Origin of the sequence: Halobacterium bonnevillei (assembly GCF_009831555.1) — an archaeon.
In the GTDB taxonomy this organism is placed as follows: Archaea; Halobacteriota; Halobacteria; order Halobacteriales; family Halobacteriaceae; genus Halobacterium; species Halobacterium bonnevillei.
The window spans coordinates 1-8513 of record NZ_WUUU01000135.1; the positions used below are offsets into that span (position 1 = coordinate 1).

Below are 8513 nucleotides of genomic sequence, written 5' to 3' on the forward strand. Positions count from 1 at the left end.
GATGGGGACTCAGGGACGGACGGGAATCGACAGGTACCTCCTCGGGAGTACGACCGAGCGTCTGGTCCGCCACTCGCCCGCACCGGTCGTCGCGGTCAACGCGCGCGAGGAATCCGACTGAGTGTCTACGGGCCGAACGTGCCGGAGTTGCTGTCCGTCAGCGGGCCGGTCCACTCCGACGACGACGGGAACCCGATTCCCGTCGACGCTGGCGGGCTCGAGGTGATGAGCGTCGGCCTGCTCTCTTCGAGCGCGCCGCTGGCGTGGCGGGGCGCGATGGCACACGACGCGCTCTCGGAGCTGTTCCAGGAGACCGCGTGGGCCGACCCGGACACCGTCGTCGTCGACCTGCCGCCGGGGACCGGCGACGTCGCTCTGACCACGCTCCAGGACGTGCCCGTCGACGGCGTCGTGTTCGTGACGACCCCGTTCCACGCGGCCGTCTCGGACACCCACCGCTCGGTGCAGCTGTTCGAAGAGAACGACGTGCCGGTACTGGGCGTCGTCTCGAACATGCACGAGTTCGTCTGCGAGAGCTGCGGCGACCGCCACGAACTCTTCGACGGGGCGGACCCGATCGACGCGCTCGACGTCCCCGGGCTCGCGGAGATACCATTCGATTCCGAACTGCAGGCGTCCCCGGAGCCGACCCCGGACGGCGTCTCGACGCACGCTCGGACGCTGGCCAGCGCCGTCGAGCGACGCCTCGATGAAATCTGGACCGTCGACGTCCCCGACAGCGCCGTCGACCTCCGCGACGTCTCGCCCGGTGAGCGCCACGACCGGGTGCGGGCGGGCTTCGACCGCCTGGACCCCGGGGAGACGTTCTACGTCGTGAGCGACCGCGACCCGACACCGGTGCGGGAGTTCCTGCTGGAACTGACCGACAGCGAATCGCTGGCGTCCTTCGAGGTGAAGCGACAGAACCCGGAGACGTGGCTGATGCGGGCGACCACCGCCTGACCACCGACAGACGGGAGCGGCCGGTCGGGGGTGCGCAAAGCCGCCGAACCCCGGCTGGACCGTGTTGTTAAGTATCCTGGGTGTTTCCGGGCGAGTGGAGTTATCCGACAATGGCAACCGGTACGGTCGATTTCTTCAACGAGCAGAAGGGGTACGGCTTCATCGAGACCGAGGACGCCGACGACGACGTGTTCTTCCACATGGAGGACGTCGGTGGGCCGGACCTCGAGGAGGGCCAGGACGTAGAGTTCGACATCGAGGAGGCGGACAAGGGGCCGCGGGCGACGAACGTCACCCGGCTGTAACAGCGGGCCCGTCGTTTTTTGGCGTTACGACCGTGTCGCGCGAGCCTCGCGGACGTCCGCGCCGTCGCGCACCATGTCCGGACAGTCCGGGCAGACTCGCGGCCGTGTGACCTCCGGTGGCGTGAACACGCGGACGTAGTCCTTCGTGACGAACGACTCGCAGTTCTGACAGAGCGGCATCTCGTCTCGGAGCAGAACGCGCCAGTTTATATGTTTTGTGTGTATTTTTCCGGAGTGAATAAATACCGTCGTCGCACAGCGAACGACCTAACCGTCGGCGCCGTCTGCGGGCGGTATGAGCGAGCCACTGGACTCACTCCCGGACCGCCCGCTGCGTCAGCGCGAGGTCACGGCGCTCAACCACGCGGACGCCTTCTCGCTGGTGGTGCCAGTCGACCGCGAGGACGCCGTCGAGGCCGACACTCGCGAACCGGTCGTCGTCACCGAGCGACTCATTCTCGGCACCGACGACTGGGTGAAAGGACTCGTCTACGACGACGGCTGGCGGGCCGTCGAGTCGGTGGGCATCGACGACCCGGACGAGGAGCGCTACGACGCGATGCGGGACTGCGAGGCCGCAGTCACGAGCTACGACGCCTGACGGCGCTCCCCGGGCAGATGGCGATGGCGCCCGTTAGTCCAGAACGAACCGGATGCGTTCCCGGCCACTGCCCGCGGTCTCCCGGCCGGTAATCTCGAACTCGCCGACCTCACTCGTGTTCTCGACGTGCGTGCCCGCACACGCCGTCCGGTCGACGTCGCCGTTGTCGATGTCCACGATGCGGACCTCGGTGATCGAGTCCGGGAGCAAGTCCAGGCGCGTACGTTCGGGGTCGAGTTCGGCCTCCGCCGTCTCCCGGTCGAGCGTGTACCACGTCACGTCGTGGCCGGCGTCGACGAGTTCGTTGACGGCGGCTTCGAGGGCTTCGAGGTCCGATTCCGAGAAGCGGTCGTGCTCGCAGTCCAGGCGCGCGCGGTCCGCGTACACCTGGTTGCCGGTCGTCGGCGCGTCGAACTCTGCGAGCAGGACGGCCGACAGCAGGTGCTGGGCAGTGTGGTACCGTGAGTGCGCGCGCCGGCGGTCTGCGTCCACTTCGCCGCGAACCGACGTCCCCGCCGCTGGCGGGTCACCGTCCACCTCGTGATAGATGGTGTCGGTATTCTCGACCCCCGTGACGGCCCACTCGTCACCGTCCGCCCCGAGCACGCCCGTATCGTGGGGCTGGCCGCCGCCAGTCGGGTAGAACTGCGTCCGGTCGAGGACGACCCTGTCGCCCGCCACGCGGTCGACTGTCGCCTCGAACGTCGTCTCGGTGCTGTCCTCGAGATAGAGCGCGTCAGTCACGACTACGTGAGCTACGGGGCCCCATCGCCTTAACGACCTGGTCTGCAAAAGGCTAAAGAGAGAAACAAGCCTTCGTTGTAGTAATGAGAGAGCAAGCACGCCGACCAACGGAGGTGAGACTGTGGGCGTCGAAATAAAGGAGTCGCCGGTTTCGGAGTCGCAGTACGACGAGATGGGTGCGTTCGTCAGGGACTACCTCGCGGCCAGCGTCGAGAACGAGGACGACGGCGGCAGGATGCGGTGGTACCCGTGGCACTCCGCGGAGTACCGGTTCACGCACACGCGCAACGTCGTGAATCTCGGCGAACGCATCGCGGCCGAGGAGGGCGCCGACGTCGACGTCGTGAAAGTCGCGGCGCTGTTCCACGACATCGCGAAACTGGAAGCCGACCAGGAGGAACACGCCGCAGAGGGCGCACGCGTCGCCCGGAAGTACCTCGAGACCCACGGCGACTTCGCACCGTCGTTCGTCGACCAGGTCTGTGACGCCATCGAGAACCACTCCTACCAGGGCAGCCTCCAGAGCCTCCCCCTGGAGACCCAGTGTCTCATCGAAGCGGACGTCCTCGACAAAGCGGGCGCGAACGGCGTCGCGCTGATACTGCTGCGGATGGGGTACGAGGCCCGGACGCACGTCGACGCCGCCGAGATGGTGGGTCGCGTCCTGGACCGCGCGCTGGACGCCGTCGAGCGCGTGGAGAGCGACACCGCGGAGTCCATCGCCCACCAGCGCATCAAGCGCGTGCAGTGGTTCCAGGAGTGGCTCCAGAGCGAAGTCCCGCGCATGGACGACTGACGCTGCCGCAATTTTCCGCCGTCCTCAGACGCCGGCGGCTGTTTTCAGGAACGTCACGCCGAACAGCGCGAGGACGATAGCGCTCCCGTACGCGACTGCTTTCCCGAACGCGTCGACGCGCTCGCCGGCCGCGCGCAGCGACGCCGGAAAGCCGACGATCCAGACGAGGATGCCGCCGAAGAACCCCGCTATCGTGAGGGGACCGTTCGCGGCCGACAGCTCCAGGCCGAACGCCGAGATCTCGCTGGGGTTCAGCAGGCCGACGCCCGCGGTCAGCCACCACGTCACCTGGTAGGGGTTCGCGAGCGCGAGCGCGAACGCCTTCCGGAATCCGCGGCCGTCCGCGGCCTCGGCCTCGGAGAACGACCCGGCGTCCCGGAACGCGCCGTACGCGTAGTACAGCATGAGGACGCCGCCGACCCCGACCATCGCCGTCCTGACCGTGGGGGCGTCCTGGATGAACGCGACGACGCCGGCGAGCGCGAGGACGAAGAAGCACGCATCCGCCGTCATCGCGCCGAGCCCGGCCGCGAAGCCTGCGCTCCACCCCCGAGTCACGGACTCCTCGGCGATGACGGCGTTCATCGGGCCGGGTGGCGCGGCCAGCGACAGGCCCAGGACGAGGCCGGCGACCACCGAGATTGCGGCGTCGAACACGAGTCTACGTTGTCGGTTTCGGACAAAAGCCCCGCGGTCACGGCAGCCTGCCCGCCGCGGCGGAGCCGGCGAGTTGCCAGCGGCGCGGGTTCGGAGAATCACCGCGACCGCCAGCATTCAGACCGGCACGGCGAGGGGCCGGGGCTTAGACCGGCACGGCGAGGGGCAGCACGCGCGCGACAGCGTCCACGAGTCGCTCCCAGACGGACACCGAGAAGCCCAGCTGCAGGGCGATGTCCGCGGCGAAGAAGAAGAACAGCGCTGCGGCGCCCTGGTGCGCGCGGCGCGCGTCGAAGGACTCCGAAAAGCGGCTGAAGAACAGCGCGTTCGCCAGGCTGACCGGGACGATGGCCGCCATCTCGCCGGCCCAGATGGCCGGCGACGCGCCGTACTGCGCGGCGAGACCGATCGTGACCAGCTGCGTTTTGTCGCCGAACTCGCCGGCGAACATCATCGCGAATATCGGGAGGAAGCCGCCGAAGTACGTGGGGATGTCGCGGCCGAAGATGGTCGCTTGCTCGAGGCGGCCGCCCACGGCGACGACGCCGCCGTCGCTCTGCATCGGGTCCGGGCTGCCGTCCTCGGGCATCGACCGCAACAGCAGCACCCCGAAGAGGACGAACAGGACGCCCGTGAAGCCGTCGAGGTAGACGCCCGGGAGCGCCTGCTGGAGCGCGTTCCCGACGGCGATCTCGATGGCCGTCCAGATGGCGAACGCCGTGCCGGCGGCGGCGACGACGACTTTCGGGTCGTACTGCGTGGACAGGCCCGCGATGATGAACTGGACTTTCTCCCCGGGGAGGACCGCCAGCTGGGCGCCGAACGCCACCACCGCGATCTCGAGGAACCCGGTCACGTCTCGGTCACCCGCTCGTCGACGGGGCGGACGCGGATTGCGGCGGCCACGCGGTCCGGCAGGTGGACGGTCTCGCCGTCGATGTCGACGACGAACATCCCGATGGGGGCGTGCTCGACGACGTCGAGCTCGGTGCCGGGTTCGACGCCCGCGTCCTTCAGGTAGCGTAGCTCCTCGTCGTCGCGGTCGCTGACGCGCGCGACGGCGACGCGGTCACCGGCTTCGTGGTCGGCGAGGACCTCCGTGTCCGGGGACTCCGGGGGTTCGAGGTCCTCCGTGGGAATCGGGTCGCCGTGGGGATCGACGGCCGGGTCGCCGAGCTTCTGGGCGAGGCGCTTCTCGAACTCCTCGCTGATGTGGTGTTCGAGCGCGTCGGCTTCGTCGTGGACCTCGTCCCACTCGTAGTCGAGGTGGTCCGCGAGGAACGCCTCAAGGAGGCGGTGGTGGCGGAGCACCTCGAGGGCGACCGTCTCGCCTTCCGGGGTGAGTTCGACGCCCTTGTACTTCTCGCGTTCGACGAGGCCGCGCTCCTCGAGTTTTTCGACCATGCTCGTGACCGTCGGCGGCGTCACGCCGAGGTAGTCGGCCAGCGTGGAGGTGCCGACGGGCGGGCCGTGCTCGCGTTCGAGCTCGTAGACCGCCTTCAAGTAGTCCTCCATGACGTCGGAGAGCATCGTGATAAATTAGATTAGACGCATCTAATCCTTAAGTTTGGCGACTGATGGGTATCGATTCGGCGGGGCGTCAGCCGCCTACGCGAGGTCCCTCCGACGGAGAACGTACGTCGCAACGGCGACGCCGACGGCCGCGCCGGCTGCCCGGGTGGCAGCTTCGGCAGCCGGCTCGCCGAACAAGACCACGGCGCCAAGAGTCGCAGCGGTGAACGCGACCAGACTTGCCAGCGTCGCCAGCGCGCTCGCCCCCAGCGAGCCGTCACCCGACAAACCGCGACGCGACGCGCTCGCTCCGAACAAACGTGGACGACTCGACTCCGACTCGACAACTCGGCCACGATTCAACGACTCGACGATTCCTCGAGTGCCCGCCGTCAGATGCCCTTGCTCATGAGGTGCGAGCGCAGCACGTCGGCGTCCTTGTTCGCTGTGCCCGTGTTGAGCAGGACGACAGTGTCGTCCGCGCCGAACTCGCCGTCCTCGGCGAGTTGCCACGCGCCCGAGGCGGCCGCCGCGCACGTCGCGCCCATCTCGACGCCCTCGTGTTTCGCGACCAGCGTCCCCGCGTCGAGGATGTCGTCGTCGCTGGTCGCGACGGCCCCGCCGTCGCTCTCCCGGAGGGCGTCCAGAATCAACGGGCTTGCGCCGGGGTCAGGAATCTCGATGCCGCCACAGATTGTGTCCGGCGTGTCCCAGGGCTCGTGGACGTCCCGTCCCTCCTCGAACGCGCGCACGACGGGGGCACACCCCTCCGACTGCGCGGCGTACATCGCAGGCAGGTCGTCGGTGAGGCCGAGGTCGCGCAGTTCCTTCGCGGCCTTGTGCATGCCCACGAGACCGACGCCGCCGCCCGTCGGGTAGACGACGTGGTCGGGGACCGCCCAGTCGAGCTGTTCGACCGTCTCGTACAGCATCGTCTTCTTGCCCTCGTGGCGGTACGGCGTGACGAACGTCTTCACGGAGTACCAGTCCTCGTGCTCGCTCATCGCGTCATCGTAGGCCGCGCCCGCGTCCCCGATGCGGCCCTCGACGATTGTCATGTCGCCGCCGTGGACGTTCACCATCGCCTTGTTCGTGAAGCCCGCCCGGGACGGCAGGAACACGTGCGAGTCGATGTCCGCGCGGCCCGCGTACGCGGCGGCGGACTGCCCGGCGTTGCCCGCGGACGCCAGCGCCACGTCGCTGGCGCCGTGCTGGCTCGCGGCCGTCATCGCGACCGTCTGCCCGCGGTCCTTGAACGTCCCCGTCGGATTCCGGCCCTCGTCTTTGATGTACACCGCGCCGACGCCCAGCTCGTCGGCGAGCCTCGGGCACTCGACGAGCGCCGTCGCGCCCTCGCCCATCGACACCGCTGCGTCCCGCGTGAACGGCAGCAGTTCCTCGTAGCGCCACATCGAGTCGAAGCGCCGCGACGCGAGTTCCTCGCGGGTTACGTCGATCGCGTCGTAGTCGTACGTCGGGTCGAGGATGCCGCCGCAGTCGGGACAGCGGTGGGTCGCCGTCGCCGCCTCGAAGGTCGCTTCGCAGTCCACGCACCGAAGTCCGTCGAAGCCCGGCGTCGTCTCCATGCCCGGGCGTTCGCTCCCGCGGAGAAAAGCCCTGTCCATTCCCGGCGCTTGCGCGTCGGCCGGTCGCGGGCGGACGCGAAGCCCGCACGTTCTTGTCGCCAGCTAGTCAACGTCAGCGCATGACAGATTCCCGGGTCGTGGTCGTCGGTGCTGGGCTCGCCGGCCTGACTGCCGCGCGGCGCCTCGCCGCGGACGGCTACGACGTGACGGTCTTCGAGCGACGCGAGGACGTCGGCGGCCGCGTGCGCTCCCGCCGCGGCGACGGCTACGTCTTCGACCGCGGGTTCCAGGTGCTGTTCACGGCGTACCCGGCCGCGCAGCGGGAACTCGACTTCGACGCGCTGGACCTGCGGTCGTTCGCCGCTGGCGCCGTCGTCTGCCGCGGCGACCAGCGGTCCGTCCTCGCGGACCCGCTCCGGGAACCCACGGCGCTCACGGAGACGCTGTTCAACACCGAGATCTCCACGATGGACAAACTCCGGACGCTCCGGTTGCGCGCGGACCTGCGCGCCAAATCCGTCGAAGAGGTCTTCTCCGGGCCGGACGCGACCATCGAACAGTACCTCTACGCTCGAGGGTTCTCCGAGCGGTACGTCGAGCGGTTCGTCCGCCCGTTCTACGGCGGCATCACGCTGGACCGGTCGCTGTCGACGTCGAAGCGCGTCTTCGAGTTCACGTTCAAGATGCTCTCGGAGGGCCGGACCGTCGTGCCCGCGCGCGGGATGGGCGCGATTACGGAGCAGCTCTCGGACCGCGCAAGGGACGCCGGCGCACGGGTGGTCACCGAGACGCCTGTCGAACGCTTGGACGTCGGCGACGCCAGCGCGTCCGTCCACCTCCCAGGAGAGACCGTCAGCGCGGACGCCGTGGTCGTCGCAGCAGACCCGAAGGCGAGCCGGGAGCTGACGTGCGTCGACGCCATCCCGACGGACGCGAAGAGCAGTGTCACGCAGTACTTCGGCGTTCCACCCGGCCACCCGATGGCGAAGACCGACCGCATCCACCTCAACGCGGCCGGCGAGATACCGACCACGGTCGCTCCGCTGTCAGGTGTCGCGCCCGAGTACGCGCCCGCGGACCAGGGTTTGGTCGCCGCGACGACGGTGGGTCGCCGCGACGAAGCCGACTCGGACCTGGAAACGCAGACGCGGGACGCGCTGGCCGAGTGGTATCCCGCCGTCTCCCTGCGGGACTTCGAGTTGCTGCGCACGGACCGCATCGACTTCGCGCAGTTCGCGCAGCCGCCCGGCGTCCACGAGGACCTCCCGGACGCGCGGGCGCCCAGCGGTCCGGTCTACCTCGCGGGCGACTACACGCACGACTCCTCGATCAACGGCGCGCTCCAGAGC

At 68.9% G+C, this 8513-nt stretch carries 12 protein-coding genes; 6 read left to right on the plus strand and 6 right to left on the minus strand.

Annotated features, from left to right (window positions below; translation table 11 throughout):
- From GRX66_RS19565 to GRX66_RS13945, 3 genes are all read left to right on the plus strand, one after another.
- The coding region (locus GRX66_RS19565) for a universal stress protein (protein WP_201293029.1) at window positions 1–121 on the plus strand (121 nt) is incomplete at its 5' end.
- A complete protein-coding gene (locus tag GRX66_RS13940) occupies window positions 118–963 on the plus strand; it encodes a P-loop NTPase (RefSeq protein WP_201293030.1) in 846 nt (281 codons plus the stop codon). The genes GRX66_RS19565 and GRX66_RS13940, both read left to right, overlap by 4 nt.
- Before the next feature lie 110 nt (window positions 964–1073).
- Window positions 1074–1268: a cold-shock protein gene (locus tag GRX66_RS13945; protein WP_159527103.1), complete on the plus strand. Its 195-nt coding sequence runs from the start codon at window positions 1074–1076 to the stop codon at window positions 1266–1268.
- Between the two features lie 24 nt (window positions 1269–1292).
- Here GRX66_RS13945 and GRX66_RS19570 read toward each other — a convergent pair whose 3' ends face one another.
- The gene (locus GRX66_RS19570) at window positions 1293–1448 is read right to left on the minus strand and encodes a DUF7563 family protein (RefSeq protein ID WP_201293028.1); all 156 of its coding nucleotides are present in this window, start codon (window positions 1446–1448) and stop codon (window positions 1293–1295) included.
- 115 nt (window positions 1449–1563) lie between these two features.
- Here GRX66_RS19570 and GRX66_RS13950 point away from each other — a divergent pair, with 115 nt between their 5' ends.
- Window positions 1564–1869: a hypothetical protein gene (locus tag GRX66_RS13950; RefSeq protein WP_159527104.1), complete on the plus strand. Its 306-nt coding sequence runs from the start codon at window positions 1564–1566 to the stop codon at window positions 1867–1869.
- Window positions 1870–1902: 33 nt separating this feature from the next.
- Here the strand turns inward: GRX66_RS13950 and GRX66_RS13955 are convergent, their stop codons facing one another.
- On the minus strand, window positions 1903–2613 hold the full coding sequence (locus GRX66_RS13955) for an alanyl-tRNA editing protein (protein WP_325064121.1): 711 nt from the start codon (window positions 2611–2613) through the stop codon (window positions 1903–1905).
- A 121-nt stretch (window positions 2614–2734) separates the two neighbouring features.
- Between GRX66_RS13955 and GRX66_RS13960 the strand changes: the two genes are divergently transcribed.
- The gene (locus GRX66_RS13960; RefSeq protein WP_325064122.1) at window positions 2735–3409 is read left to right on the plus strand and encodes an HD domain-containing protein; all 675 of its coding nucleotides are present in this window, start codon (window positions 2735–2737) and stop codon (window positions 3407–3409) included.
- 24 nt (window positions 3410–3433) lie between these two features.
- Here GRX66_RS13960 and GRX66_RS13965 read toward each other — a convergent pair whose 3' ends face one another.
- From GRX66_RS13965 to GRX66_RS13980, 4 genes are all read right to left on the minus strand, one after another.
- Window positions 3434–4066, minus strand: a complete 633-nt coding sequence (locus GRX66_RS13965) for a LysE family translocator (protein WP_325064123.1) — start codon at window positions 4064–4066, stop codon at window positions 3434–3436.
- A 145-nt stretch (window positions 4067–4211) separates the two neighbouring features.
- Window positions 4212–4922, minus strand: a complete 711-nt coding sequence (locus tag GRX66_RS13970) for a TMEM165/GDT1 family protein (RefSeq protein WP_325064124.1) — start codon at window positions 4920–4922, stop codon at window positions 4212–4214.
- Entirely contained in the window at window positions 4919–5596 is a 678-nt protein-coding gene (locus GRX66_RS13975) for a metal-dependent transcriptional regulator (RefSeq protein ID WP_159527107.1), read from the minus strand. Before GRX66_RS13975 ends, GRX66_RS13970 begins: the two co-directional genes overlap by 4 nt.
- 374 nt (window positions 5597–5970) lie before the next feature.
- Window positions 5971–7164, minus strand: a complete 1194-nt coding sequence (locus tag GRX66_RS13980; RefSeq protein WP_159527108.1) for a threonine synthase — start codon at window positions 7162–7164, stop codon at window positions 5971–5973.
- Between the two features lie 119 nt (window positions 7165–7283).
- Here GRX66_RS13980 and GRX66_RS13985 point away from each other — a divergent pair.
- On the plus strand, window positions 7284–8513 hold a 1230-nt coding region (locus GRX66_RS13985; RefSeq protein ID WP_159527109.1), incomplete at its 3' end, for an NAD(P)/FAD-dependent oxidoreductase.